This is a genomic window from Arsenicicoccus sp. UBA2120 (genome assembly GCF_002330965.1).
Lineage (GTDB): Bacteria > Actinomycetota > Actinomycetes > Actinomycetales > Dermatophilaceae > Arsenicicoccus > Arsenicicoccus bolidensis.
In genome coordinates this window covers 3,341-28,821 of sequence record NZ_DCYC01000100.1, presented here as the reverse complement: position 1 = coordinate 28,821, position 25,481 = coordinate 3,341, and the positions used below count along the sequence as shown (strand labels likewise).

The following is a 25,481-nucleotide window of genomic DNA, read 5'->3' as shown; positions in this document are numbered from 1 at the left end:
CTAGACGGGCGAGGGGGCCTCTGACACCCTGTGGCCATGCCGGAGACCGAGCCCCGACGCCCCACCCCCGAGGGGTTGACCATCCGACCCGAGGACACGCGTGACCACGCCGCCGTGCGCGACCTCGTGGCGCGCGCCTTCGTGGAGGAGCCCACCGTCGCGGACCTGGTCAGCCTGCTGCGCGCCGACTCGGCGGCCGAGGCGGGGCACTCCTACGTCGCCGAGATCGGCGGCGAGGTGGTGGGGCACGTCATGATGACGCGGGCCTGGGTCGACGCCCTGCCGCGACTGGTCCGGGTCCTGGTGCTGTCACCCCTCTCGGTGGCCCCGGAGTGGCAGTCCCGCGGGATCGGCGGCGCCCTGGTCGAGTTCGCGCTCGCGGAGGCCAGCGGGGGCGACCACCCCCTGGTGTTCCTCGAGGGATCCCCGCTCTACTACACGCGATTCGGCTTCGAGCGTGCCTCGCGGCTCGGCTTCGTGGCCCCGTCCCGACGGATTCCCGACCCGGCCTTCCAGGTGGTCACCCTGCCGGCCTACGAGGACTGGATGACCGGCGCCCTCGTCTATCCGGACGTGTTCTGGCGCCTCGACGCCGTGGGGCTGCGCGGCGAGCAGCTCGCCGACGTCGGGGCCGCGCTGGGGGAGTAGTCCGGGTTGGATAGGGTCGCGCCATGAGCACCCGCAACCTCCTGCGCAGCGAGGCGCAGCACCGGTCCGAGCACCTGCGCGTCGCGACCTACGAGGTGGAGCTGGACCTGTCGGGGGCCGATGATCTCGCCCGGGCGACCTTTCCCACCCGCACCACCGTGGCCTTCGCCGCCACGACGCCGGAGACCTTCCTGGACTTCCTCGGGCCGGTGGTCCACCGCGTCGAGGTCAACGGCACGGACGTCGAGGTCGAGCATGACGGCAACCGGGTGCAGCTGCGGGGCCTGCTCGTCGGTGGGGACGGCGTCGGTGGGGACAACGTGGTGACGGTCGAGGGCGAGGGAGCCTACTCGCGGTCCGGGGAGGGTCTGCACCGCTACCAGGACCCCGTGGACGACGAGGTCTATCTCTACACGCACTTCGAGCCGACCGACGCCCGCCGCGTGTTCGCGGGCTTCGACCAGCCGGACCTCAAGGGCCGGTTCACGGTCGTGCTCACCGGCCGCGCCGACTGGGAGCTGCTCGCAAACCAGCCTGTGGCGTCACGGGACTCGGCCGGCACCAGGGACGACGGGGTCCAGCTGGTGCGACAGGTGCACGCGCCCACGCCTCCGCTGTCGACCTACATCACCTGCGTGGCCGCCGGCCCCTACCACCGGGTCGAGGACGTATGGCGCCGCGGCGGCCCCGACGGCACGCAGCTCGAGGTGCCGCTGGCCGCCCTGTGCCGCCGCTCCCTGGTGGGGTCCTTCGACGGCGAGCGGATCCTCGACACCACGCGCCGCGGCCTGGACTTCTTCCACGAGCACTACGACTTCCCTTATCCCTGGGGCAAATACGACTCGATCTTCGTGCCGGAGTACAACCTCGGCGCGATGGAGAACCCCGGTCTGGTGACCTTCCGCGACGCGGGCTACGTCTTCCAGTCCGCGGCGACGCGCTCCCAGCACGAGCTGCGCTCCAACACGATCCTGCACGAGATGGCGCACATGTGGTTCGGCGACCTCGTGACTCCGCGCTGGTGGGACGACCTGTGGCTCAAGGAGTCCTTCGCGGACTACATGGGGACCGAGGCCAACGCGCGCGCAACGGAGTTCACCGACGCGTGGACCCCCTTCTGCGCACGGCGCAAGGCCTGGGCCTACCTGCAGGACCAGCTGCCGACGACCCACCCGATCGTCGCGGACATCCCAGACGTCGAGGCCGCCAAGCAGAACTTCGACGGGATCACCTACGCCAAGGGCGCGTCCGTCCTCAAGCAGCTCGTGGCCTACGTCGGCAAGGACGAGTTCTTCGCGGGCGCCCGGCAGTACTTCCGGGACCACGCCTACTCCTCGACCGGGCTCGCGGACCTGCTCTCCGCCCTGGAGGCGGCGTCCGGCCGCGACCTCGGCGGGTGGAGCCGGCTCTGGCTGCAGACGGCCGGCATCGGCACTCTCACGCCGGAGGTCGTGGAGCGCGACGGGGTGGTCGAGCGCCTGGTGCTGCGCCAGGAGGCGGTCGACGCGATGACGGGTGAGCCGGTGACCCGCCCGCACCGTCTCGTCGTGGGTCTGTATGCCCTGCAAGGAGACTCGCTGGAGCGCACCTCGCGGATCGAGCTGGACCTGACGACCGACGAGCACGAGGTGACCGAGGCGGCCGGCCTGCCGGTGCCCGACCTGGTCGTGGTCAACGACGACGACCTCACCTACGCCAAGGTGCGGCTCGACGACCGCTCGCTGGCCGCCGCTCGCGGTCACCTGAGCTCGATCGGGTCGTCCCTCACCCGCGCCGTGCTCTGGTCGGCGTTGTGGAACTCCTGCCGCGACGGAGAGCTCCCCGCCGAGGACTACGTGCGCCTGGTGCTCGACCACGCGCCCCGCGAGGAGGACGTGGCCCTGCTGGCCAACGTGACCGCCAACGCCCAGACCGCGGTCGAGGCCTATGCCCCGGCCTCCTCCCGCCCGGCGATCCGCGAGGCCTTCCTCGACGGGGTGGTGCGCGAGCTCGAGGCGGCCCAGCCGGGGTCCGGGGCGCAGCTGGTGTGGGCACGCGTGCTCGCGTCCGGGTCGGCCACGAGCCCGCGGCACGCCGACCGCGTGCGTTCGCTGCTCGAGGGGGCGGCCGAGGTCGAGGGACTGGCCCTGGACCCCGAGCTGCGCTGGGCCTTCCTGCAGTCGCTGGCCGCGCAGGACCGCGTCGCGCCGAGCGAGCTGGACGCCGAGCTGCAGCAGGATCGCACGTCCCTGGCGCCGGTGCGGCACCGGGCGGCGCTCGCGTCATACCCGCGGGCCGAGCTCAAGCGCGAGGCCTTCCGCACGGTCGTCGAGGACACCAGCCTCACCAACGATCTCGTGTCGGCCTGGACCACGGGCTACGCCCAGCCGGGTCAGGCGGCGCTGTCGGCAGAGTTGGTGCCCGCCTACTTCGCTGCGCTGGAAGGCATCTGGGACTCCCGCAGCCAGGAGCTCGCGTCCCGAGCGGTGCTCGGGCTGTTCCCACGTGGCGCCGACCTGGAGCCGGGGCAGGAGCCCGAGGCGCACCCGGTCCCGGTCGCCGCGCAGGCCTGGCTCGACGAGCACCCGTCGGCGCCGGGCGGGCTGCGGCGGCTGGTGATCGAGCAGCGCGACCACGTCCTGCGCGCGCTCCGCGCCCAGACCCGCCGGGGGTAGAGGCATCAGCCTGCGGTGCGAAGGCCGGTCGATGCCCTCGCCGCCGGTAGGTTCGAGGGCATGACGACCGTCACCGGCGACACCTACCGGATCACCGTCCTCACCCCGCAGCTCGTGCGTCTCGAGCAGTCCCTCGACGGGAGGTTCGAGGACCGCCCGACCCAGGTCGTGCTGCACCGTGATCTCGGAGAGGTGCAGACCGAGGTCACCCGCACCACCCAGGGGGTCGAGGTGGTCACCGACGGCTTCCACCTCAGCTACGACGAGGGGCCGTTCAGCCCCGAGGGGCTCTCGCTCCAGGTGCGCGGGGGCGTGTCCAGCTACCACTCCGTATGGCGGTTCGCCGAGCCCTTCGAGACGCTCGGGGGCACGGCGCGGACCCTCGACAAGGCCGACGGAGAGATCCCGCTGGAGCCAGGTGTCCTGTCCCGCAACGGTTTCGCCGTCCTCGACGACTCCCGGTCGCTCGTGCAGGGCGAGGACGGGCTCGAGCCCCGCCCTGCCGGCGCCATCGACCTCTACGTCTTCGCCCACGGCCGCGACTACCGCGCCGCGCTGCGCGACTTCTACGCCCTCACCGGCCCGACGCCGCTCGTTCCGCGCTACGCCCTGGGCAACTGGTGGAGCCGCTACCACCGCTACTCCGACGACGAGTACCGCCGTCTGGTCGAGCGATTCGCGAGCGATCGGCTGCCCTTCTCGGTCGCCGTCCTCGACATGGACTGGCACATCACGGACCCGGACCCGCGGTTCGGCAGCGGGTGGACGGGCTACACCTTCGACCGCGAGCTGTTCCCCGACCCGGCGGGCTTCCTTGACTGGCTTCATGATCGGGGCATGCGCGTCACGCTCAACGACCACCCGGCGGACGGGGTGCGGGCGTTCGAGGAGGCCTATCCGCAGATGGCGCGGTCGCTGGGCGTCGACCCCGCGACGGAGGCGCCGCTGTCCTTCGACGTCACCGACGAGCGTTATCTCGCAGCGTTCTTCGAGCACGTCGCGCACCCGCTGGAGCGTCTCGGCGTCGACTTCTGGTGGATCGACTGGCAGTCGGGGCCCTACTCGCGGCTCCCCGGCCTGGACCCGCTGTGGGCGCTCAACGATCGCCACTTCCACGAGCTGGCCTCGACGGGCGTGCGGCCCATGATCTTCAGCCGCTACGCCGGGCCGGGCTCGCACCGCTACCCGGGGGGATTCTCCGGCGACGCGGTCATCTCGTGGGCGTCGCTGGCCTTCCAGCCGTACTTCACCGCGACGGCGTCCAACATCGGCTACGGCTGGTGGAGCCACGACATCGGTGGCCACATGTGGGGCGTCAAGGACGACGAGCTGGCCGTGCGCTGGGTCCAGCTCGGGGTCATGTCGCCGATCACGCGCCTGCACAGCGCGGCGAACCCGTTCAGCGGCAAGGAGCCCTGGCGCTACGGCCCGCTCGCCGAGCGGGTCATGGGCGAGTGGCTTCGGTTCCGGCACCGCCTCGTGCCCTACCTCTACACGATGGCCGAGCGGGCGAGCGTCCAGGGCCGGCCGCTCGTGGAGCCGCTCTACCACGAGCTCCCTTGGCGCGAGGAGGCCTACGAGGCGCGCAACACCTACCTCTACGGCTCCGAGCTGCTCGTCGCGCCGATCACCGAGCCCGGCGACGCGCGCTGCGGTCTCGGGCGCGTCCAGACGTGGCTGCCGCCGGGTGACTGGTGGGACGTCACCACCGGCTGGAGGTATGCCGGCGACCGCCGCCTGGTCGCCTACCGCGACCTGTCGACGATCCCCGTGCTCGCGCGCGCCGGCGCCATCCTCCCGCTGGCCGCGGACGGCGGGGACGACTTCTCCGTCGACGAGGCCGACGACCTCGAGATCCGTTGCTACGCGGGCGCGGACGGCTCGTTCACGCTCTACGAGGACGACGGGGCACCCCAGGCGGCGCTGCGGGCTGCGCGGACGCCGATCCGCCTCGGGTGGGAGGCGCGCACCGTCGTGGTCGGCCCCACCGAGGGCGCGACCGACGTCGTGCCCGCCTCGCGCACCTGGCGGCTCGCGGTGGTGGGGGTGCCCGCAGGCACCCGTCTCGCGATCACGGTGGACGGGGTCCCGGTGGACTGCGACACGGTGACCGACGAGGGACGGCATACGGTCGTCGCCGTCGTCACCGGGGTGACCCCTGCCCAGCGGGTCGAGGCCCGGATCCTGGGCGCAGATCGGCTGGCGGACAACGACATCCACGCCGCGACCTATGCCGTCCTCGACGCCGCGCAGGTGGAGTTCGAGGCGAAGTCCGCTGCGCTGCAGGTGATCACGTCCGGTGCCGCCCCCGCGCACGTGGTCTCGCAGCTGATGGCCCTCTCCCTGGACGAGGCCCTGCTCGGTCGCCTGGTCGAGCTCGTCACGGCCTCGGAGCCGGTCACCTGACGGCAGCTCCTGACAGGGCGTCCAGGCTGACCATGGGTGCGCCGTCGACCCAGTCGGCGCGCGTGGATCCCTGCGCGGCGTACCACGGTCGGACCCGCCACGCGGTGTCCGTGAGGCGCGCCCGTTCGGTCGGGTGACGCACGATGCTCGCGACGACCTGGAGGTCCAGGTCCGGTTCGTGCAGGCGCAGCCGGGCGTTCGGGTCGGCCGCGAGGTTCGCCAACCAGTGGCGAGGGCCAGGGGTTCCGACGACGTGCAGGCGTCCCTCGTGAACGACGTACCAGATCTCGAGGGTGCGCGGGCGCCCGCTGCGTCGGCCCGTCGTGGTCAGGTCGCAGACGCCCGTGGGTGGCAGAGCGGCGACATCGAGTGGGCTGGGAGCCGGGTGGACGCCCCCGTCGCTGGTCGGCCCGGCGCGTGCTCGTGATCCCATGCACCCCAGCCTGGATGGTCAACCTGGGTTGAGGTCAAGGGCGTCCGAGTTCGCACCCACCGACATCGTGAGTGTTTCGTCCAAGATTCTTGGACGGAACACTCACGATCATGGAGGTGGGGAGGGCCGTCCGGGGCGGAGATCGGCGGGCCACGTGGGCCGACCGGCTAGGTTGGGTCCGACGAGCAGAGGGAGGGTGCCGTGCGCCGCACGACGACGAGCCTGGCCGGTGCGGGGGCGATCGCGCTCGCTCTGGGGGTGGCGGGCTGCACCTCGGACACCCCGGCCCCGCAGGACGTGGCCAGGCAGTATGCCGAGGGCCTGGCCCGCCTCGACCTGACCGGCGTGCCCGTCGACGGCGTCGACGCCGCCACCGCCACGACCCGCCTGACCGCCCTGACCAAGCCCCTGGCCGGCACGAAGCCGCAGGTCAGCGTGCGACAGGCCGGTCCCGACGAGGGGGAGTCCACGACGGCCCGCCTCGCGGTGACCTGGCCCGGGACGGGGGCGAAGCCCTGGAGCTACGAGACGACCCTCCCCCTGGTCAAGCGGGACGGGACCTGGCGCGCGCAGTGGAGCCCCGCGACGGTCGTGGCGGGGGGGGCGGAGGGGGACACGATCCGCGCGGAGCGCACCGCCGCCCGCCGTGGTCGGGTCCTCGGCGCCGGCGGCGCAGCCATCGTCCAGCCCCGGCCGGTGCGTCGCGTCGGCGTCGACAAGGTGACCGTCACGCCCGAGCAGGCCCTGGCGGCAGCGCCCAAGGTCGCGGCCTTCGCCGGGCTCACCGACACCGCTGCCTACGCGGCGCGGGTCAGGGCGGCGGGGCCCAAGGCCTTCGTCGAGGCGATCGTCCTGCGCCAGGGCGACCCCACCCTGGCCCGGCTCGACGCCCTCACCGCCTCGACGCCGGGGGTGGGGGTCGTGGACGCCGAGCTCCCCCTCGCGCCCACCCGCACCTTCGCCAAGCCCATCCTCGGGACCGTGGGGGAGGCCACCGCCGAGGTCGTCGAACGGTCCAAGGGTGCGGTCGCGGCCGGCGACGTCGTCGGCCTGTCCGGACTGCAGCAGGCGCAGGACGCGACGCTGCGAGGCACCCCCGGGCTCACGGTCTCGCTCGTGCACGCCGGCACGGCCAAGCCGGTGCACAGCACGGAGCCGGTCCCCGGCCGGGACGTCACGACGACGCTGGACGTCGCCCGGCAGACCCGCGCCGAGCAGCTGCTCGCGGGGATCAAGCCTGCTAGCGCCCTCGTGGCCGTCCGCCCCTCCACCGGTGAGGTCGTCGCTGCCGCGAGCGGCCCTGGGGGACAGGGATACTCGACCGCCACGCTCGGCAAGTACGCCCCCGGCTCGACCTTCAAGATCGTCAGTGCGCTGGCCCTCCTGCGCGGCGGCGTGACCCCCACGACGCCCGTGCCGTGCACCCCGACCCTCACGGTCGACGGCAAGCCCTTCGAGAACTACGACGCCTATCCCGCCGACGGCCTCGGCCAGGTGCCGCTGTCCACGGCCTTCGCCAAGTCCTGCAACACGGCGTTCATCGCCTCGCGCGACAAGGCGTCCGGCGACGCGCTGCCGCGGGCCGCCGCGTCGCTGGGCCTGACCGCGACCCCGTCCGCCGGCGTCCCCGCCTATCTCGGCGGCGTGCCGGCGCCGGGCAGTCAGGTCGAGGCCGGCTCCGAGATGATCGGCCAGGGCGAGATCACGGCGAGCCCGCTCGGGATGGCCACGGTGGTCGCCAGCGTGGTCAAGGGCGGCCCGGTGACCCCGCGGATCGTCATACCCACCAACGAGACCGGCGCCACGACGCCCTCTGCCAGCGCGACGCCCCCGACCACGGCGACGCCCTCGGCGGCGACGGCTCAGCCGGTCACGGCCGCCGAGGCCGCCACCCTGCGCACCCTCATGCGCGGGGTCGTCACGGGCGGCAGCGGCGCGTCGCTCGAGGACCTGCCCGGCGATGTGATCGCCAAGACGGGCACCGCGGAGTTCGGCACGACGACCCCGCCCAAGCTCCACGCCTGGATGGTCGCGGCCCGAGGCGATCTCGCCGTCGCGGTCTTCGTCGACGAGGGGGAGGGCGGGTCGCGCACGGCCGGCCCGATCCTCAGGGCCTACCTGCAGGGATGAGGAGCGACATGACGACCACCTCTGGAGCGCGGTCACACACCTCCCCCTGGGAGCTGTATGACGGCCTGACGGCGCTGGTGCCTCGCGGCGTCACCGTCACCACCTGCGTGGTGTCGCGGTGGGCGCTCGTCGAGACCGACGCCGGCGGGGCGGGGCTGTCGAGCGTGCCCGACGACGGCCGCGACGACCCGCACGGGCCGCAGGACGTGGTCGGTCAGGACCTCGCCGACGTGGCCGCGCTGGTGCGCTCGTGGGACCGACGCCTCGCCGCGATCGGGCTCGCCGCCATCAACGCCTGGTGCAACACCCAGGAGCGGCTCGAGGCGCACGCCGGTGACGTGATCGACTGGGACGCCTCGGCGTTCGAGCGGTCGGGGGAGCTCGTGCAGGGGCGCCGGGTGGCCGTCGTGGGGCGCTTCCGCCACCTCGACCAGCTCGCGTCCCGCTGCGACCTGACGGTCCTCGAGCGCCGCCCCCAAGGTCGTGACCTGCCCGACGCCGCAGCGGAGTTCGTGCTGCCGGAGGTCGACCACGCGTTCATCACGAGCATGACGCTGGCCAACAAGACGCTGCCGCGGCTGCTCGAGCTGAGCGGCGGCGCCCGCACCACGCTGGTGGGGCCGAGCACGCCGCTGGCGCCCGAGGCGTTCGCGGGGCGGGTCGACGAGATCAGCGGGTCGCTGGTCTACGACGCGCCCTGGTGCCGCCGCGCCCTGATGCAGGGGCAGGGGATGGCCTCGATGCGGGGCGCCCTGACGCTCTTCAACCTCCGCGTCCCCGCCTGACCGCCCGCCCCAGACCACCCGCCATTGGTCACCAATGACGTGTCGAGGGGTGTTATGAACGATCCAAAACGTCATTGGTGACCAATGGCGCGAGCCGGGTGAGCCGCGCGAACCACGCGAGCCGGGGGAGGACGCGGCAGGTCAGATCAGGTCAGGTCAGGGGCAGCGGACGACCTGGCCGGCATAGGCCAGCCCGCCGCCGAAGCCGAACAGAAGGATCGGGGCGCCGCTCGCGACCCGTCCGCTGCGCACGAGCTTGGACAGGGCGAGGGGCACGCTCGCCGCCGACGTGTTGCCGGACTCGACGACGTCGGTGGACACGACCGCGTCGGTGGCCCCGATCTTGGCCGCGAGCGGCTCGATGATCCGCAGGTTGGCCTGGTGCAGCACGATCCCGGCGAGGTCGCTCGGCGCGACGTCGGCCCGCTCGCAGATCTGTCGGGCGATGGCCGGCAGCTGCGTCGTCGTCCAGCGAAAGACGGCCTGGCCCTGCTGGCTGAACCCGTCGGGCAGCTCCTTGATGACGACGGCGTCGCCCATCTCCGGCGCCGACCCCCACACCACGGGGCTGACCCCCCGCTCCGACGATGCCTCGAGCACCACGGCACCGGCGCCGTCGCCCACGAGGATGCACGTCGTGCGGTCGTTCCAGTCGATGAAGTCCGTGAACTTGTCGACACCCACGACGACCGCGCGCGTGGCGCTGCCCGTGGCGATCGCCTGTTCCGCGAGCGCCAGCGCGTGGCAGAAGCCCGAGCAGACGGCATTGACGTCCATGACCGCGGGCGCCGAGCCGAGCCCGAGCCGGCGGGCCACCTGGGCGGCGGTGCTGGGGGAGCGGTCGTGGTTGGTGCAGGTCGCGACGATCACGAGGTCGATGCCCGCGGGGTCGATCCCCTTGTCCTGCAGGGCGTCCCGTGCGGCCTCGGTGGCCATGTCGGCGACCGTCTCGTCCGGGGCGGCCACCCGGCGCTGCGCGATGCCGACCCGGCGGGTGATCCACTCGTCGCTGGTGTCGACCAGGCGGGACAGCTCGTCGTTGTCCAGGATGCGCGCGGGCTGGTAGTGGCCCACGGACACGATGGTCGAACCGATCACGGGTGGGCTCCTCGGGCAACGGTGGACGGGATGCGTCGGTTCGCCCCAGCATGCGCGTTACCCCTGGGTACGCAGAATCGGCGTCGTCTCGCCGGAGGTTGACGGATTGTGGCGACGCGTGGTCACGGATGCCGCTCCCCCCTATGGCGTAACGGGCGGGGGCGTCATACGCTCGCGAAGCGACCAACGTCGGTCGCACGCCATCTCTGGGAGGAACCGTGCACAAGCACCCATGGACCGGTCGAGGGAGACCGGTCATCGTCTCGGCGGCTGCTGCAGCCGTCGCGTTCGGCCCGCTGGCGATCGCCGGCGCGCCGGCCAACGCCGCAGGCCAGGGTTCTGCAGAGCTCTACATCGTCCAGGTCGCGGGCGCGCCGCTCGCCACCTACACCGGTGGGGTCGAGGGGATCCCCGCCACCAAGCCCGGCAAGGGCAAGAAGGTCAAGGTCCGGTCCAGCGCGGGGCAGCGCTACGCTCAGCACCTCAAGGCCGACCACACCGACACGCTCAAGGCCGCGGGGGTCCCCGCCTCGGCCAAGACGCGCGACTACACCACGTCCTTCAACGGCATGGCCGTGCGCCTCACGCCGGCTCAGGCGGCCAAGCTGGAGAAGTCCGGCGACGTCGTGCGCGTGTGGAAGAACGAGATCCGCACGATGGACACCAACACCACGCCGCAGTTCCTGGGCCTCGACGGCCCGAACGGCGTGTGGCAGAAGCAGTTCGGCGGCAACGCCAACTCCGGCTCCGGCATGATCATCGGCGTCATCGACTCGGGCATCTGGCCCGAGAACCCGTCCTTCGCCCCGCTCGCCAACCCGACCGACCAGTGGCGCATCGACCAGAACTGGAACGGCGTCTGCGACGGCGGCACCGGACCCAACAAGGTCACCTGCAACAACAAGCTCATCGGCGCGCGTGCCTACTACAGCGCCTCGACGGTCGAGCCCTTCGAGTTCAAGACCCCGCGCGGCTACAACGACCACGGCACCCACACCGCGGGGACCGCCGCCGGCAACTACGGGGTCCCGGCCTCGATCAACGGCATCTCGGTCGGCAAGATCTCCGGTATGGCGCCTGCCGCCCGCATCGCGGCGTACAAGGCCCTGTGGGCGACCCCTGACGGCCGCGCGAGCGGCGCCACGGTCGACCTCGTGGCCGCCATCGACCAGGCGGTCGCGGACGGCGTCGACGTCATCAACTACTCGGTGTCGGGCTCCAGCGTCTACTCCGTGACGCCGGACGAGATCGCGTTCTTCAACGCCGCCGACGCCGGCGTCTTCGTCTCCGCGTCGGCCGGCAACTCCGGTGACACCGTGGGCGAGTCGTCGGTCGCGCACAACTCCCCGTGGGAGATGACGGTCGCCGCCAGCACGGCGCCCAAGGCCGTCAGCAAGAAGGTCACGCTCGGCAACGGCCAGACCTACACCGGTGTCGGCACCGGCGGCAAGATCGGCCCCGCGGCCGTCATCGACTCCGAGAAGGCCGGCCTGCCGGGCGCGGACGCGACCAAGGTCAAGTACTGCTACTCCGACGTCGACGACAACCACGGCAACGGCATCACGCCCGTCCTCGACCCCGCCAAGATCAAGGGCAAGATCGTCCTGTGCACGCGCGGCGGCAACGCCCGCGTCGACAAGGGTGAGGCGGTCAAGGCCGCCGGCGGCATCGGCATGATCCAGGTCAACACCGCGGACAACCAGTCGCTCAACGCCGACTTCACGCCGGTGCCGATGATCCACCTGTCGGCCACGGACGGCGCCAAGGTCAAGACCTACGTCAACGCCGACGCCAACCCCACCGCGACGCTGGGCGACCCCTACCTCGACCCCGCCGCGCGCAACCCCGAGATGGCGGGCTTCTCGTCATACGGCCCGTCCCTGGCCGGTGGTGGTGACCTGCTCAAGCCCGACATCACCGCCCCGGGCGTCGACATCATCGCCGCCGTCTCGCCCAAGGCCGACGGTCACAACAACTTCAACTCCATGTCCGGCACCTCGATGTCGGCCCCGCACATCGCCGGCATCGCCGCGCTCATCAAGCAGGCCCACCCCGAGTGGACCTGGTCCCCGATGGCCGTGAAGTCCGCGATGATGACGACCGCGTCCCCGCTCGACGACAAGGGTCAGCCGATCCAGCGCTCGGGCGAGAACGCCACCCCGCTCGACATGGGCTCCGGTCACGTCCGTCCGGCCCAGGCCCTCAACCCGGGCCTGGTCTACGACTCCTACTCGCCCGACTGGCTGATGTACCTCTGCGGGATCAAGCAGCTCGAGCTCGTGCAGGCGCCCGGCACCTGCGACCGGGTCGGCACCATCGACCCGAGCGACCTCAACTACCCGAGCATCGCGGTCGGCGACCTCGCCGGCTCGCAGACGGTCACGCGCTACGTGCGCAACGTCGAGAGCAAGACCGCGACCTACAAGGCTCGCGTCCAGCAGCCGACCGGCGTCAAGGTCTCCGTCTCGCCGTCGACCATCACCGTCAAGCCGGGTGAGACCAAGAAGTTCACGGTCACCTTCACCCGCAGCGCGGCGCAGATGAACCAGTACGGCTTCGGCGCGCTGACCTGGCAGGGCAACCGCGGCCAGGTCGTCCGCAGCCCGCTCGCGATCCGCCCGGTGGCCCTGGCCGCCAGCACCAGCGAGATCAAGAGCGCGGCGACGTCCGGCTCCGAGGTCATCAAGGTCACGCCCGGCTACTCGGGCACCCTGACCGCCAAGCCCGCCGGCGCGATCCCGTCGCAGGTCAGCACCGGCACCGTCACCAAGGGCGCCGTCCTCACGACGACCGTCCAGGTGCCGGCCGGCACCAAGGCCGCCCGCTTCGCGACCTTCGACGCCGACTACCCGCAGGGTGTCGACATCGACCTCGTGGTCAAGAAGGACGGCAAGGAGATCGGCAACAGCGGCGAGGCCACGGCCCAGGAGCAGGTCACGCTGATGAACCCGGCGGCCGGCACCTACACCGTCGAGGCCAAGCTCTTCGCCGGTGCGGACTCGCTCGCGATCAAGCAGCACTCGTTCGTGCTGGGCGACAAGGCCGAGGGCAACCTCACGGCGACCCCGGCCACCCAGTCCGTCACGATGGCCCGACCGACCACCGTCACGGCCGCCTGGAAGGGCCTGACCGCGGGGCAGCACTACTTCGGTGCGATCTCCCTCGGCAACGGCGCGGCCACGGTCAAGGACGTCTTGGTCAGCCTGGACCCCAAGTGACCTCAGCCCGCTGAGTCACCGACGAGGGCCCGTCACCTCCGCGAGGAGGGGGCGGGCCCTTCGGCATACCTGCTCTGCTCTGGTCAGGCCGGGGAGGTGAGACCGTTCAGGTCGGGCAGCACGACGTCGGCGCCCGCCTCGCGGAGCGCCTCGGCCGAGAAGCTGGTGGTGACGCCGACGACGGTCCCGACGCCCGCGGCTCGCCCGGCCCGGACGCCGGCTGGGGTGTCCTCGGCGACCAGGCAGTCCTCGGCGCGGACCCCGAGGGTGCGTATGGCGAGGAGGTAGCCGTCGGGCGCCGGCTTGCCCTCGGTGACGTCCTCGCGGGTCACCATCGCCGCGAACCGCTCGGAGCCGCCGAGGAGCTCGAGCGCGGCGACCGCCCAGCGACGGCCGGCCGAGGTGACGAGCACGCACGGGATGCCGCGGGCGCAGGCGTCGTCGACGAGCTCCCGTGCCCCGGCGACCGGCTCGGGGAGCAGGTCGTGGGGGTGGTGCGACACGACCTCGTGGAAGAGGGCGGTCGGGTCCTCGGCGGACCAGGGGCCCGGGGTGCTGGCAAAGACGTCGTCCGCGCGGCGACCGGTGAACAGCGAGAGCAGCGCGTCGTCGTGCTCCCACCCGCGGGCGCGGAAGAAGCGCCGGTAGGCCTCGCGGTGCACGGGCTCGGAGTCGACGAGCGTGCCGTCGAGGTCGAGCAGCAGCGCGGCGGGTCGCCTCAGCTCGGCCACGTCAGCAGCGTCTCGCCCACGGCGACCGGCGATCCGGCGCGGTCGGTCGGCACGGCGCCGGCCAGCTGGTCCAGGACGCACACCATGACGATGGGGGAGCGGTCGCCCGCCTCGACGGTGGTGGGATCCCAGCGGACCACGGCGGCGCCGGCGTCGACGTGGGCGCCCTCGGTGGCGAGGACCTCGAAGCCCTCGCCGCCGAGCTGGACGGTGTCGATGCCCAGGTGGACGAGCACCGCGATCCCGTCCCCGGCGATGGCGAACGCGTGGGGGTGCAGCTTGGCGATGGTGCCGGAGATCGGCGCGACGGCGGTCTGCGGCTCGCGCGCCGGGTCGACGGCCAGGCCGGGGCCGACCATCTCGGCGGCGAAGACCGGGTCGGGGGCCTCTGCCAGCGGCCGGATGGTGCCGGTCGCCGGGCTGAGGACGTCCGTCACAGCAGGTCCTCGATGTCCTCGGCGAGGTTGTCGGCCTCGGGGCCGACGACGACCTGCACGACCGTGCCGGCGGCGACGACGCCGTGCGCGCCGGCGGCCTTGAGGGCGGCCTGGTCGACCACGGAGGGGTCCTTGACCTCGGTGCGCAGGCGCGTGATGCACGGCTCGATCTCGACGATGTTGCCGGCGCCGCCGAGGGCGGCCAGGATCTGCTCGGCCTTGGTCATGTCAGGGGTCCTTTCGGGATCACGCGCGGTCGTCGGAGGACGAGTCTGCTTCGGTCTGGGTGACCTTGGCGAGCCCGCGCGGGCTGTCGGGGTCCAGGTCCAGCCGGGCGGCGAGGCGTTCGACGACGAGCTGGGCGGGGACGATGGTGCCGATGGGGGCCAGCGTCTCAGGTGCGGCGGGTGCCGGCACGTGCAACCCGCAGGCCCGGACGAACTCGTCGTCCCCACCGATGCCGATCACGGTGGCGCCACGCTCGGCCAGCGCTCCGGCGAGCTCGGTCATCGGACCGGTGAGCGGGCCGTCCTGGGCGCAGACGAGCACCGCCACCGCGCCCGGACGGACGACGGCGATCGGCCCGTGCCGCAGGTCGGCGTAGGAGTAGCCGCGCACCGGGCGCAGGCAGGTCTCCTCGATCTTGAGCGCCGTCTCGAGCGCCGTGCCGAGCAGCAGGCCGCGGCCCGTGACGATCGTGGGGCCCATGGCCTCGGCCAGGGCGCACGCGGCCTCGTCCACGCCGGCGCCGGCCTCGATGACCTGCGCGATGCGCCGGGGGAGCTCGGCGAGCTCGGCGTCGAGCGTCGTCGGGGTGGGCGAGAGCGCGGTGGCGAGGACGGCCATGGCGATGGTCTGGCCGAGATAGGTCTTGGTCGCGGGGACGGCGAGCTCGGGACCGGCCTGGGTGACGAGGGCGAGGTCGGCCTCGGCCGCGAGGGGGGAGTCGGCGACGTTGGTGATGGCGACCGTCGCAGCGCCCTGCGCGCGCACCAGCGCCTGGGTCTCGACCAGCTCCTGGGTGCTTCCGGACTGGCTGACGGTGACGACGAGCGTGTCGGACAGGTCGACGGTCGCCTGGTAGTGCGTGAACACGCTCGGTGCCAGCATCGCGGCGGGACGCCCGGCATACGTCTCCAGCAGGTAGCGGCCGTAGAGGCCGGCGTTGTCGCTGGAGCCGCGCGCCGCGAACAGGACGTGGCGCCGGCCCTCGGCGAGGGCGGCGATCTCGGGACGCATCGGCACCAGCGCCTCGATGGTGCGCGTGGCGGCGGCGGGCTGCTCGTGGATCTCGCGCAGCATCTGGCTCTCGATCATGACGTCTCCTTCGAGTCACGAGTCGGCATCGGCACGGTTGGGCGCGTTGACAGCGATGGCGACGAGGTGGATCCTACAGGTCCGTACTGGTACGGACCAGTATGCACCACACTGCCGGACGAGAGGACCCCGATGCCACCGCGAACCCGCCTCTCCGACGGCCCCGTCCCCAAGCACGTCCAGCTCCGCGAGGCCCTCGCGGGCCGGGTGCGCACCCTCGGGCCGGACGACGCCATCCCGTCCGAGCGGGAGCTCATGACGGCCTACGACGTCAGCCGGGCCACGGTGCGCCGGGCGATCGAGGGGCTCATCGCCGACGGCGTCCTGCACCGCATCCAGGGCAAGGGGACCTTCGTGACCCGGCCCCGCGTCCAGTCCCACCTGCACCTGGCGTCGTTCACCCAGGACATGCGCCGCCGGGGGCTGACCCCCTCGACCCGGCTCGTCGGGATCAGCCTCGAGGAGCTGCCCGGCGAGGTGGCCGGGGACCTGCGTCTCGAGGCGGGCGTGCCGGCCTGGCTCGTCCAGCGGGTGCGGCTCGCCGACGACGAACCCATGGCCTTCGAGCGGGCCTGGCACCCCGCGGACCTGCTCCCCGGCCTCGACCAGCACGACCTGACCGGCTCGCTCTACGACGTGTTCGCCCACGAGTACTCCCTGACCGTCGACACGGCCGAGCAGACCGCCTGGGCCGACCAGGCCCAGTCCGCCGCCCGCCACCTCGGGGTGTCCACCACCGCCCCCGTCATGATCTTCGACCGGCTCTCCCGCTCCGGGGACCGGCCGATCGAGCGCGTACGCAGCTGGTACCGCGGAGACCGCTACCAGGTGCACATGACGCTCGACCGCACGATGACGCCCTGACGCCGTCGCGCCGCACCACCCCGCACCCCCGAGAGGAACATCCGATGAGCACCACCAGCACGACGACGGCGTCGGCGCCCCGAGAGCGCAAGGGCCTGGCCGCCGCCCAGAAGCTCGGTCGCAGCCTCATGCTGCCGATCGCCGCCCTGCCCGCCGCGGCCATCCTGCTGCGCCTCGGCCAGCCCGACATGCTCGGGGCCGACGGCGCCGGGTGGACCCAGGTCGCCCCCGTCATCGCGGCGGCCGGTGACGCACTGTTCGCCAACCTCCCGCTGATCTTCGCCGTCGGCGTGGCCATCGGCTGGGCCAAGAAGGCCGACGGCTCGACGGCCCTCGCCGCCGTGATCGGCTACCTCGTCTTCAAGGGCGTGGGCGACGCCATGTCGCTCCTGGTCCTCGACCAGCCCACCAAGGCGGGCGAGAAGCCTGCGCTGATCAACTACGGCGTGCTCGGCGGCATCCTGATCGGTCTGCTCGCCGGCTGGCTGTGGCAGCGGTACTACCGCATCTCCCTGCCGCCCTACCTCGCGTTCTTCGGCGGCCGACGCTTCGTGCCGATCGTGACGGCCTTCGCCGCCCTGCTGCTGGCCGTGCTCACCGCGTTCATCTACCCCGCCTTCAACACCGGGCTCACCTCCGTCGGTGAGTGGGTCGCCAAGAACACGATCCTCGGCGGCTTCGTCTACGGCACGCTCAACCGCCTCCTGATCCCGCTTGGCCTGCACCACATCCTCAACTCCGTGCCGTGGTTCATCCTCGGCGACTACACCGCCGCCTCGGGCAAGGTCGTGCACGGCGACATCGCCCGCTTCCTGGCCGGCGACAAGACGGCCGGCGCCTTCATGACCGGCTTCTTCCCGATCATGATGTTCGCCCTGCCCGCAGCGGCGATCGCCATCTGGCAGGAGGCCAAGCCGGCCGCCAAGAAGGTCACCGGCGGCATCATGCTCTCGGCCGCGCTGACCGCCTTCCTCACCGGCGTGACCGAGCCGCTCGAGTTCGCCTTCATGTTCGTCGCCTGGCCGCTCTACGTGATCCACGCCGTCCTGACCGGCACCTCGCTGGCCCTGGTCAACGCCCTGGGCATCAAGGACGGGTTCGGCTTCTCCGCCGGCGCCATCGACTTCGGGCTCAACCTCGGCATCGCCACCAACCCCTGGTTGCTCGTGCCCATCGGGCTCGGCTACGCCGCGCTGTACTACGTCCTCTTCCGGTTCGTCATCCGCAAGTGGAACCTCAAGACCCCCGGCCGCGAGGACGAGGGCGAGGAGAGCGGCGTGCTCGACTCCGACGCCCGCCGATGATCCTCACCGCGCAGCGTCTGCTCACCACCCGGGGCATCACCGGCCCCGGGTGGGTGCGCGTCCAGGGGGACACGATCGTCGAGGTGTCGTATGCCGAACCGCCCGCACCCGGGGCCGGTCCCGACGCAGAGGACTGGCTGGACCTCGGGGACGTGCTCCTCGCGCCGGGCTTCGTCGACGCGCACAGCCACGGAGGCGGCGGTGCGGCATACACCGATGGCACCCAGGACGCCGCACGCCAGGTGATCGCCACGCACCTCGCGCACGGGACGACCACGATGATGGCGAGCCTGGTCACCGACACGATCGACGAGCTCGCCCGGCTGGTGGGGGTGCTCGCGCCGCTGGTGGCGGACGGCGAGCTGGTGGGCGTGCACCTCGAGGGGCCGTGGCTGAGCCGCTGCCACAAGGGCGCGCACGACCCCGACAAGCTCGTGCCCCCGACCCGGGCAGACCTCGACCGCCTGCTCGGCTCCCATCCCGGCACCGTCCGGATGGTCACGCTGGCACCCGAGCTGGAGGGCGGCCTCGACGCGGTCCGCACCGTCGTGGGGCGCGGCGTCGTGGCGGCGATCGGCCACTCGGACGCGACCTACGACATCGCGCTCGACGCGATGGATGCTGGGGCGACGGTGGCGACGCACCTGTTCAACGCGATGCGGCCGCTGCACCACCGCGAGCCCGGCATCATCGGCGCCTCGCTCACGGATCCCCGCGTGGCGGTCGAGGTGATCTGCGACGGCATCCACGTGCACCCGGCGATGGTGCGTCACGCCGCCGACACCTGCCCCGAGCGGCTCGTGCTCGTCACCGACGCGATGGCGGCGGCGGGGGCACCGGACGGTGAGTACCTGCTCGGGCCCCTCGGCGTCGAGGTCATCGACGGCGTCGCGCGGCTCGTCACCAACGGCGCCATCGCCGGCAGCACGCTCACGCTCGACCGGGCCGTCCGCTACGCGGTGCACGTCGCCGGCGTCCCGCTGGAGGTGGCGCTCGCCGCCGCGACGGCCAACCCGGCCCGGGTGCTGGGGCTGGACGACCGCGGCACGCTCGAGCCGGACAAGCGGGCCGACCTGGTGGCTCTCGACGCCGACCTGCAGGTCACCACCGTGGTCCGCGCCGGGATCCCGCTCGGGGACTGACCCCGGGCCGATGTTCCTACCCCAGGCGCGGGAAGGGCCGGTCACCGTGATGCGGTGACCGGCCCTTCGTCATACGGGCTCGAGCGTGAGACTGGGTGCAGGATCCGGTGTCAGCCCGGCGTCAGTGACCCGCCGGGCGACCGGTGTCCTCGGCGTCGTCGGTGTCGACGTAGTCCGGGACCACGATCGGCCGCAGCCGCGCCCACGCCATGAAGCAGCAGGCGACGACCAGCAGGGCGAGGCCCGTCCACAGGTTAGCGTTGACGCCACCGGTCTTGTCGAGCTCCTTGTCCCCGAAGAGTCCCATCAGGGTGAGGACCAGGCCGTAGAGGCCGAGCAGGTAGCCGATGAAGTTGCGGATGTCGAACGCGCCCGCCTTGTGCTTTCCCTTGCCCGGGCGAGCGGCTGAGGTGCTGGTGCTGGAGCTCATCGGTGCCTCCTCAGGCGAAGATCGTGTTGAGGATGATGACGAGGACGAGAGCCAGGCCGGCCAGCGGCACCGGGCGCGCCAGGAGCGGCAGCGACGCCGCGTCCGCGTCGGTCAGGCTCTCCTTCGGCGTCTCGGAGTAGACCAGGCCGACGAGGGACTCCCGCGGCTTGGGCTTGGTAAACATCGTGACGACGACGCTCACGACGATGTCGACGACGAACGCCGTCGAGGCCGCGAGGAAGGCCAGGCCCTGCCCCGCCATCTCGAAGGCACCACCGAACTTCGAGGCGTACCAGAGGCCGATCGCCGAGACGGTGCCGGCCACGAGGCCCGCCCAGCCGGCGGTCGCGGACATGCGCTTCCAGAACATGCCGAGGATGAACGTCGCGAACAGCGGGGCGTTGAAGAAGCCGAACAGCGTCTGGAGGTACTCCATGACGTTGCCGAACTGGCCCGCGATGCTGGCGGTGAACACCGCGATGACGGTCGCCGCGACGGTGGCCAGACGGCCGACGCGCAGGTAGTACTCGTCCGGCTTGTCCTTGACGGCGTACTCCTGCCACAGGTCGTAGCTGAACACCGTGTTGAAGGCCGAGATGTTGGCGGCCATGCCGGCCATGAACGCCGCGAGCAGACCCGCGATCGCCAGGCCGAGCAGACCGTTGGGGAGCACGTCGCGCATCAGCAGGAGCAGCGCGTCGTTGTAGGTCGCCGTCGTCTCGCCGCCACCCTTGAGGGTCTTGATCTCGCCGACCAGGACCGCCGCCACCATGCCGGGCAGGATGACGATGAACGGGATGAACATCTTGGGGAAGGCGCCGATGATCGGTGTCTTGCGGGCCGCGGTGATGGAGTTGGACGCCATCGCGCGCTGCACCTCGACGAAGTTGGTCGTCCAGTAGCCGAAGGACAGCACGAAGCCGAGGCCGAAGATGATGCCGACGACCGACAGGATCGGGCTGTCGAAGCCCGACAGCGCCTGACCCGGCCAGGAGGACAGCTGCTCGCCGCCACCGGGCGAGGCCGTGACCTTCTCGGTGAAACCGTTCCACCCGCCAACGCGGTGCAGACCGATGAGGGTCAGGGGCAGCAGCGCCGCCACGATCACGAAGAACTGCAGCACCTCGTTGTAGATCGCGGCCGACAGGCCACCGAAGGTGATGTAGGACAGCACGATCACGGCGGCGACGATGAGGGACACCCACTGCGGCCAGCCCAGCAGCGCCTCGACGATGCGGGCGAGCAGGAGCAGGTTGACGCCCGCGATCAGCAGCTGCGCCAGCGCGAACGAGATCGCGTTGACCAGGTGCGCTCCGGGACCGAAGCGGCGGAGCATGAACTCCGGCACCGACCGCACCTTGGAGCCGTAGTAGAACGGCATCATCACGACGCCGAGGAAGAGCATCGCCGGGATGGCGCCGATCCAGAAGTAGTGGAAGGTCGGCATACCCATCTCGGCGCCGGTGGCGCTCATGCCCATGATCTCGACGGCACCGAGGTTGGCCGAGATGAAGGCCAGGCCGGTCACCCACGCGGGGAGCGAGCGGCCGGACAGGAAGAAGTCGATGGAGCTGGAGACCTGGCGGCGCGCGGCGAAGCCGATGCCCAGGACGAACAGAAAGTATAGCGCGATCAGGAGGTAGTCCACCCAGGTCGCGTTGATCAAGGTGTCCTTGGCGGCGAGGGCCGCGGCCGGAGCGATTGCAGTCATGGGACCACCCTTGCGTCGGTGGAAAGGTACGGCGGGACATTACCCCCGCCTCGCGGTGACCGCCCTCCGGGCCGATCGTGGCACTCGCACTGTGGCCGAACCGTCATACTGGGCGGGCCATGTCATCGCTCGCGCCGCCGCCCGCAGGGGCGCGCATCCCCCGTGAGATCTGGGTCCTCGTCGCGGCGGCCCTGGTCATCGCGCTCGGCTTCGGCCTGATCGCGCCCGTCCTCCCCGCCTATGCCCGGTCCTTCGACGTGGGCGTGACGGCTGCGTCGGTCGTCGTCAGCTCGTTCGCGCTGATGCGGCTGGTGTTCGCGCCCGTCGGTGGGCGACTCGTCGGCCGGCTCGGGGAGCGCCCCGTCTATCTGGTCGGCCTGCTCATCGTGGCGGTGTCGACGGGGGCGTGCGCCTTCGCGGGGACCTACTGGCAGCTGCTGGTCTTTCGCGCGCTCGGTGGCATCGGCTCGACGATGTTCACCGTGTCGGCGGCGGCGCTGATCGTGCGCCTCGCGCCGCCGACGCTGCGCGGGCGGGTCTCGTCGGCCTACGCGTCGGCCTTCCTGACCGGCAACATCCTCGGCCCGGTCGTCGGTGGGGCGCTGGCCGGCCTGGGCTATCGCGTGCCGTTCATCGTGTATGCCGTCACCCTCGTCATCGCGTCCGGCGTCGTCGCGGTGTTCCTCTCCGGCGCATCGTTGCGGCCCGCGCCCGGCTCGGTGCCGCTGCCGCCGATGACGCTGCGCGAGGCGTGGGCGCACCCGACCTATCGCGCCATCCTCGGGGCGGGCTTCGCCAACGGGTGGTCCAACTTCGGCATGCGCGTGGCGATCCTGCCGTTGTTCGCCGTCGCCGCGCTCGGCACCTCTCCCGCGGTCGCGGGGCTCGCGCTCGCGGTGTTCGCCGTCGGCAACGCCGCCGCCCTCACCGTCTCCGGCCGTATGACGGACCTGCGGGGCCGCCGCCCCCTCGTGGTCGCCGGGCTCGTGGTCAACGGGATCTTCACCATGCTCGTCGGGGTCACCGGCTCGCTGTGGTTGCTCTTCGCCGTGTCCCTGCTGGCGGGGGCCGGGGCCGGGCTGTTCAACCCCGCGCAGCAGGCCGCCGTCGCCGACGTGGTGGGCAACGAGCGCTCGGCGGGCGAGGCGCTCGCGAGCTTCCAGATGGTGCAGGACGCCGGCACGATCGTCGGGCCGGTCCTCGCGGGCCTGATCGTCGACCACTACGGCTACGGCTGGGCGTTCGCGATGGCGGGGGCGATCACCCTGCTGGCAGCCGTGCCGTGGGTGCGCGCCCCCGAGACCGCCCCCGCCACCACCTGACCCACCCTCATCCCCTCACCACCCCATCGCTCCCGCCCCCATCGTTGGGGAGCTTCGGTGCCGCCATAGCGACACCATTCCTCCCCAGCATCGGGGTGGCCGTCACGCGGCCTTGCTGGCCCGACACCGGTGACAGGTCGGCATGGGCTGGTCCCGGCCCCGCGTGCGCAAGACCGCCGCGACCTGCCGAGCGATCGCACACGGCTCACGGGTCACCTGGCGCCAGCCGTAGCGCAGGGTCGTCCACTCCAAGACCGTGTGTGCGTTGTCGCGATCCATGTCCCGGAACGCTCCCTGCCCGGTGTGACCAGCCTTGCCGTCCAGCTCGATCACGACGCGTTCGAGCGGGTAGGCCGCGTCGGCGACCCGACCGGTGTGGGGCACCGAGAACTGTCGCACGCTCTCCGGCAGCCCATGGGCGCGCTCGACGTCACGGAGATAGGCCAGCTCGAGATGTGTCGTGGTGCCGGACGATATGTCTGCGAGGAGCGCCTCGAGGATGGCGCGGTGCGGGTGGCGGTGTCGTCCGTCCAGCCGCCGCTCCACGTGGTCCGCGGTAGTCAGCCCCTTCTGGCAGGCGTCGAGCAACGGGGTGATGGCGTCGGCCGCGGTGTCCGCGGCAGCGGCCAGGTCGAGGACCACGTCGACGACCTGCAACCGTGGGAGCTCGCTGGGGCGAGGGGGCAGGTGTACGCCGCGCCGATGACGAGTGAAGCGCCACCCAGCGTGTGGCTCGACCCGGCGCCGGTGCGGCACAGCGATGTCCACCACCGGCGGTTCGTCCTTCACCAGCCCCCAGAGGAAGGCCGCTGCCCGTCCGGCGACCACAGCGCCCTGGCCGGCATGGAGCAGGCCTGCCCAGATGCGGGTCGCGAGCGCAAGGTCGGACGTCGGGGTGCCGGGTCTCGCGTCCACGCAGTAGATCCCGGGCATCACCGTGGCCCAACCCTGGGACCTCCAACGGATGGCGCTCGTGCTGAGCCCCGCCTCCAGGAGCTCGGCGCGCGTGAGAACGCCTGCGCGTGAGGCCGAGAGCTGCATCAGCTCGGGTGGGAGTTCCAGCATGCGTCGAGGATGGCCTGTCGGGGGGAGGACGGTCAGCCTTCCTGGAGCGCCTGTGGATCGCGACGCGGATGACGCGTCGCGCTGTGGACAAGGTGGGCGGCGACAGGGTTCGGGACAGCTGTGTGGTGCTCGCCCCGTTGCCGGGGAGCTTTGGTGCCGCTATGGCGACACCAAAGCTCCCCGCTGATGAGGCAGTCAGCGGGAGGGGTAGGGGCGCGGCAGGCGCAGCCCGTTCAGCGCCATCACCCGACGCCCCAGGTCGGGGTAGTTCGTGATGAAGCCGTCCACCCCGTTGTCGATCAGCGTCTGCATCGTCGCCGGGTCGTCGACGGTCCACGGCACGACCTTGAGCCCGCGCGCATGGGCCGCGTCCGTCATGGCGCGGTCGGCATACAGCCGGAAGCCGGGCTCGCCGACCTTGCCGTCCTGCGGGAAGCCGTAGGTGGGGGAGAGGGTCGTCACCCCCGGGATCGACGCAGCGGCCGCCACGAAGTCGCCGCCGAAGTCGTCCGCGTCGATGCCGCCCAGCCACGGCGAGGCCCCCGGCTTCCCGACCTGCAGGAAGTCATGGTTGGTCAGCGCCACGAGGGGCAGCGACCGGTCGAGGCTGTGCATGACCTTGAGCGCGCCCCAGTCGAAGCTCTGCACCGTGACCTGCTTCTTCAGGCCGGAGCGCCGGATCTCGGCGTGCACCGCCCGGACGAAGAGGTTGCGCTGCATCGTCTGCTCCGGCGCGCCCGCCTCGACCTTGGTCTCGATGTTCATCATGACCTTCTTGGCCTTGTGCTCCCGCACCACGGCGAACACGTCGCGCAGCTCGGCGAGCCGGTTGCCCCAGACCACCTCCTGGCGGGGGTGGTCGGGCAGCTGCTGGTAGCCGCAGTTGAGCGTCTTGACCTGGGCCAGCGTCAGGTCCTTGATGAACTTGCCGACGTACGGGAACTGCGGGTCGCCGGCCCGCACCGGTGCCGTGTCCGCACACTTCACGCCGGACACCTGGCGGTCGTGGGTGACGACGACCTTGAGGTCGCGGGTGACCTGGGTGTCGAGCTCGAGGGTGGCGACGCCCAGCTCGAGCGCCTTCGCGAAGGCCTCCGGCGACTCCTCGGTCGTGAGGCCGAGCCCGCCTCGGTGGGCCTGCAGGTCGAAGGCCTTGGCGGGCTTGGGCTTCGGCTTGGCGGACGGCTGGGCGGTGGCGGACGGCGCGGCGAGGCCGGCCAGGGCGAGGGTGGCGAGGGTTGCCGCGGCGGTGCGGGTGAGGCTCACGAGGGCTCCTGCGAGGTATGGCGAGCGCGCTGCTCGCTCGACGGGTCCTGCCTGGTGCGCACGACGCTAGGTCTCGCCGATGACCTCCCGCCCATCACCGGTTGAACGTCAGGGGGAGGATGAAGCCATGGACCATCGACCGAAGCACGTCGACGCCGATCCTGACGAGGATGGGCACGAGCACGAGCACGAGCACGTTCCCGTGCCGGCGGGGATCCTGCAGGCCGCCCGTGCCGCGAGGCGGGTCACGGTCCTGACGGGCGCGGGCATGAGCGCCGAGAGCGGCATCCCGACCTTCCGCGACGCGCAGTCGGGCCTGTGGGCGCGGTTCGACCCGATGCAGCTGGCCACCCCCGAGGCGTGGGAGGCTGACCCGGCGCTCGTGTGGGCGTGGTATCGCTGGCGGGCCGCCCTCGTCCGAGGCGTCGAGCCCAACGCGGGGCACCGGGCGCTCGCGACCTGGGCCGACGAGACCGCCACGCAGGTCCGCGTCGTCACCCAGAACGTCGACGACCTGCAC

Annotated in this window: 21 protein-coding genes; 11 read left to right on the top strand and 10 right to left on the bottom strand. The window is 72.0% G+C overall.

Features of this window, described 5'->3' with window-relative positions; translation table 11 throughout:
* Nucleotides 1-36: 36 nt before the first annotated feature.
* The 3 genes from B2P18_RS17185 to B2P18_RS17175 are packed head-to-tail and all read left to right on the top strand — an operon-like array spanning nucleotide 37 to nucleotide 5,708.
* Complete coding sequence (locus B2P18_RS17185) at nucleotides 37-648, top strand: GNAT family N-acetyltransferase (protein WP_286961702.1); 612 nt, start codon at nucleotides 37-39, stop codon at nucleotides 646-648.
* 23 nt (nucleotides 649-671) lie between these two features.
* Complete coding sequence (gene pepN / locus B2P18_RS17180; RefSeq protein ID WP_286961701.1) at nucleotides 672-3,302, top strand: aminopeptidase N; 2,631 nt, start codon at nucleotides 672-674, stop codon at nucleotides 3,300-3,302.
* Nucleotides 3,303-3,362: 60 nt separating this feature from the next.
* Nucleotides 3,363-5,708 carry a TIM-barrel domain-containing protein gene (locus tag B2P18_RS17175; protein WP_286961700.1) on the top strand — a complete coding sequence of 782 codons (2,346 nt, stop codon included), beginning with the start codon at nucleotides 3,363-3,365 and terminating at the stop codon, nucleotides 5,706-5,708.
* Here B2P18_RS17175 and B2P18_RS17170 read toward each other — a convergent pair.
* On the bottom strand, nucleotides 5,701-6,141 hold the full coding sequence (locus tag B2P18_RS17170; protein ID WP_286961698.1) for a nitroreductase/quinone reductase family protein: 441 nt from the start codon (nucleotides 6,139-6,141) through the stop codon (nucleotides 5,701-5,703). The two genes, B2P18_RS17175 and B2P18_RS17170, sit on opposite strands and share 8 nt — an antisense overlap.
* A gap of 201 nt (nucleotides 6,142-6,342) precedes the next feature.
* On the opposite strand from B2P18_RS17170, the gene B2P18_RS17165 reads away from it, so the two are divergent.
* Both B2P18_RS17165 and B2P18_RS17160 read left to right on the top strand, forming a co-directional pair.
* On the top strand, nucleotides 6,343-8,271 hold the full coding sequence (locus B2P18_RS17165) for a penicillin-binding transpeptidase domain-containing protein (RefSeq protein WP_286961696.1): 1,929 nt from the start codon (nucleotides 6,343-6,345) through the stop codon (nucleotides 8,269-8,271).
* Nucleotides 8,272-8,279: 8 nt separating this feature from the next.
* Nucleotides 8,280-9,056 carry a Rossmann-like domain-containing protein gene (locus B2P18_RS17160; protein WP_286959113.1) on the top strand — a complete coding sequence of 259 codons (777 nt, stop codon included), beginning with the start codon at nucleotides 8,280-8,282 and terminating at the stop codon, nucleotides 9,054-9,056.
* Nucleotides 9,057-9,212: 156 nt separating this feature from the next.
* Here B2P18_RS17160 and B2P18_RS17155 read toward each other — a convergent pair whose 3' ends face one another.
* Complete coding sequence (locus B2P18_RS17155; protein ID WP_286959112.1) at nucleotides 9,213-10,154, bottom strand: beta-ketoacyl-ACP synthase III; 942 nt, start codon at nucleotides 10,152-10,154, stop codon at nucleotides 9,213-9,215.
* Nucleotides 10,155-10,372: 218 nt separating this feature from the next.
* On the opposite strand from B2P18_RS17155, the gene B2P18_RS17150 reads away from it, so the two are divergent.
* A complete protein-coding gene (locus B2P18_RS17150; protein WP_286961695.1) occupies nucleotides 10,373-13,372 on the top strand; it encodes a S8 family peptidase in 3,000 nt (999 codons plus the stop codon).
* An 83-nt stretch (nucleotides 13,373-13,455) separates the two neighbouring features.
* Here the strand turns inward: B2P18_RS17150 and B2P18_RS17145 are convergent, their stop codons facing one another.
* From B2P18_RS17145 to B2P18_RS17130, 4 genes are read right to left on the bottom strand one after another with little or no spacing between them, the layout of a single operon-like run.
* Nucleotides 13,456-14,103: an HAD family hydrolase gene (locus tag B2P18_RS17145; RefSeq protein WP_239265798.1), complete on the bottom strand. Its 648-nt coding sequence runs from the start codon at nucleotides 14,101-14,103 to the stop codon at nucleotides 13,456-13,458.
* Nucleotides 14,091-14,540 (bottom strand): PTS sugar transporter subunit IIA, encoded by a 450-nt coding sequence (locus tag B2P18_RS17140; protein WP_029211510.1) that lies wholly within the window; start codon nucleotides 14,538-14,540, stop codon nucleotides 14,091-14,093. The genes B2P18_RS17145 and B2P18_RS17140 overlap by 13 nt, the downstream gene beginning before the upstream one ends.
* Nucleotides 14,537-14,767 (bottom strand): glucose PTS transporter subunit EIIB, encoded by a 231-nt coding sequence (locus B2P18_RS17135; RefSeq protein WP_019285096.1) that lies wholly within the window; start codon nucleotides 14,765-14,767, stop codon nucleotides 14,537-14,539. Before B2P18_RS17135 ends, B2P18_RS17140 begins: the two co-directional genes overlap by 4 nt.
* 19 nt (nucleotides 14,768-14,786) lie before the next feature.
* Complete coding sequence (locus B2P18_RS17130) at nucleotides 14,787-15,857, bottom strand: SIS domain-containing protein (protein WP_239265796.1); 1,071 nt, start codon at nucleotides 15,855-15,857, stop codon at nucleotides 14,787-14,789.
* A gap of 132 nt (nucleotides 15,858-15,989) precedes the next feature.
* Between B2P18_RS17130 and B2P18_RS17125 the strand changes: the two genes are divergently transcribed.
* Genes B2P18_RS17125 through nagA form a run of 3 tightly spaced genes read left to right on the top strand, consistent with a single transcriptional unit; the run spans nucleotide 15,990 to nucleotide 19,167 of the window.
* Complete coding sequence (locus B2P18_RS17125; protein ID WP_029211508.1) at nucleotides 15,990-16,721, top strand: GntR family transcriptional regulator; 732 nt, start codon at nucleotides 15,990-15,992, stop codon at nucleotides 16,719-16,721.
* Nucleotides 16,722-16,765: 44 nt separating this feature from the next.
* On the top strand, nucleotides 16,766-18,025 hold the full coding sequence (locus B2P18_RS17120) for a PTS transporter subunit EIIC (protein ID WP_019285093.1): 1,260 nt from the start codon (nucleotides 16,766-16,768) through the stop codon (nucleotides 18,023-18,025).
* Entirely contained in the window at nucleotides 18,022-19,167 is a 1,146-nt protein-coding gene (gene nagA / locus B2P18_RS17115; RefSeq protein WP_029211506.1) for an N-acetylglucosamine-6-phosphate deacetylase, read from the top strand. The genes B2P18_RS17120 and nagA overlap by 4 nt, the downstream gene beginning before the upstream one ends.
* A gap of 121 nt (nucleotides 19,168-19,288) precedes the next feature.
* On the opposite strand, the gene B2P18_RS17110 is transcribed toward nagA, so the two are convergent.
* On the bottom strand, nucleotides 19,289-19,597 hold the full coding sequence (locus B2P18_RS17110; RefSeq protein ID WP_029211505.1) for a hypothetical protein: 309 nt from the start codon (nucleotides 19,595-19,597) through the stop codon (nucleotides 19,289-19,291).
* A gap of 10 nt (nucleotides 19,598-19,607) precedes the next feature.
* Nucleotides 19,608-21,308, bottom strand: a complete 1,701-nt coding sequence (locus B2P18_RS17105) for a sodium:solute symporter family protein (protein ID WP_029211504.1) — start codon at nucleotides 21,306-21,308, stop codon at nucleotides 19,608-19,610.
* Nucleotides 21,309-21,427: 119 nt separating this feature from the next.
* Between B2P18_RS17105 and B2P18_RS17100 the strand changes: the two genes are divergently transcribed.
* Nucleotides 21,428-22,630: an MFS transporter gene (locus B2P18_RS17100; protein ID WP_239265790.1), complete on the top strand. Its 1,203-nt coding sequence runs from the start codon at nucleotides 21,428-21,430 to the stop codon at nucleotides 22,628-22,630.
* A gap of 102 nt (nucleotides 22,631-22,732) precedes the next feature.
* On the opposite strand, the gene B2P18_RS17095 is transcribed toward B2P18_RS17100, so the two are convergent.
* Both B2P18_RS17095 and B2P18_RS17090 read right to left on the bottom strand, forming a co-directional pair.
* Entirely contained in the window at nucleotides 22,733-23,695 is a 963-nt protein-coding gene (locus B2P18_RS17095) for a hypothetical protein (protein WP_286961693.1), read from the bottom strand.
* 195 nt (nucleotides 23,696-23,890) lie between these two features.
* Nucleotides 23,891-24,961, bottom strand: coding sequence for a glycerophosphodiester phosphodiesterase family protein (locus B2P18_RS17090; RefSeq protein WP_286961691.1), 1,071 nt, complete (start codon nucleotides 24,959-24,961; stop codon nucleotides 23,891-23,893).
* A gap of 127 nt (nucleotides 24,962-25,088) precedes the next feature.
* Between B2P18_RS17090 and B2P18_RS17085 the strand changes: the two genes are divergently transcribed.
* A partial coding sequence (locus tag B2P18_RS17085) for an SIR2 family NAD-dependent protein deacylase (RefSeq protein ID WP_286961689.1) occupies nucleotides 25,089-25,481 on the top strand: 393 nt, incomplete at its 3' end.

Excerpts from the sequence above, each read along its gene's own strand:
- B2P18_RS17175 (WP_286961700.1), top strand. The coding sequence starts at position 3,363 with ATGACGACCGTCACCGGCGACACCTACCGGATCACCGTCCTCACCCCG.
- B2P18_RS17105 (WP_029211504.1), bottom strand. The coding sequence starts at position 21,308 with ATGACTGCAATCGCTCCGGCCGCGGCCCTCGCCGCCAAGGACACCTTG.
- B2P18_RS17095 (WP_286961693.1), bottom strand. The coding sequence starts at position 23,695 with ATGCTGGAACTCCCACCCGAGCTGATGCAGCTCTCGGCCTCACGCGCA.
- B2P18_RS17120 (WP_019285093.1), top strand. The coding sequence starts at position 16,766 with ATGAGCACCACCAGCACGACGACGGCGTCGGCGCCCCGAGAGCGCAAG.
- B2P18_RS17160 (WP_286959113.1), top strand. The coding sequence starts at position 8,280 with ATGACGACCACCTCTGGAGCGCGGTCACACACCTCCCCCTGGGAGCTG.
- pepN (WP_286961701.1), top strand. The coding sequence starts at position 672 with ATGAGCACCCGCAACCTCCTGCGCAGCGAGGCGCAGCACCGGTCCGAG.
- B2P18_RS17110 (WP_029211505.1), bottom strand. The coding sequence starts at position 19,597 with ATGAGCTCCAGCACCAGCACCTCAGCCGCTCGCCCGGGCAAGGGAAAG.
- nagA (WP_029211506.1), top strand. The coding sequence starts at position 18,022 with ATGATCCTCACCGCGCAGCGTCTGCTCACCACCCGGGGCATCACCGGC.
- B2P18_RS17135 (WP_019285096.1), bottom strand. The coding sequence starts at position 14,767 with ATGACCAAGGCCGAGCAGATCCTGGCCGCCCTCGGCGGCGCCGGCAAC.
- B2P18_RS17130 (WP_239265796.1), bottom strand. The coding sequence starts at position 15,857 with ATGATCGAGAGCCAGATGCTGCGCGAGATCCACGAGCAGCCCGCCGCC.
- B2P18_RS17125 (WP_029211508.1), top strand. The coding sequence starts at position 15,990 with ATGCCACCGCGAACCCGCCTCTCCGACGGCCCCGTCCCCAAGCACGTC.
- B2P18_RS17100 (WP_239265790.1), top strand. The coding sequence starts at position 21,428 with ATGTCATCGCTCGCGCCGCCGCCCGCAGGGGCGCGCATCCCCCGTGAG.
- B2P18_RS17170 (WP_286961698.1), bottom strand. The coding sequence starts at position 6,141 with ATGGGATCACGAGCACGCGCCGGGCCGACCAGCGACGGGGGCGTCCAC.
- B2P18_RS17185 (WP_286961702.1), top strand. The coding sequence starts at position 37 with ATGCCGGAGACCGAGCCCCGACGCCCCACCCCCGAGGGGTTGACCATC.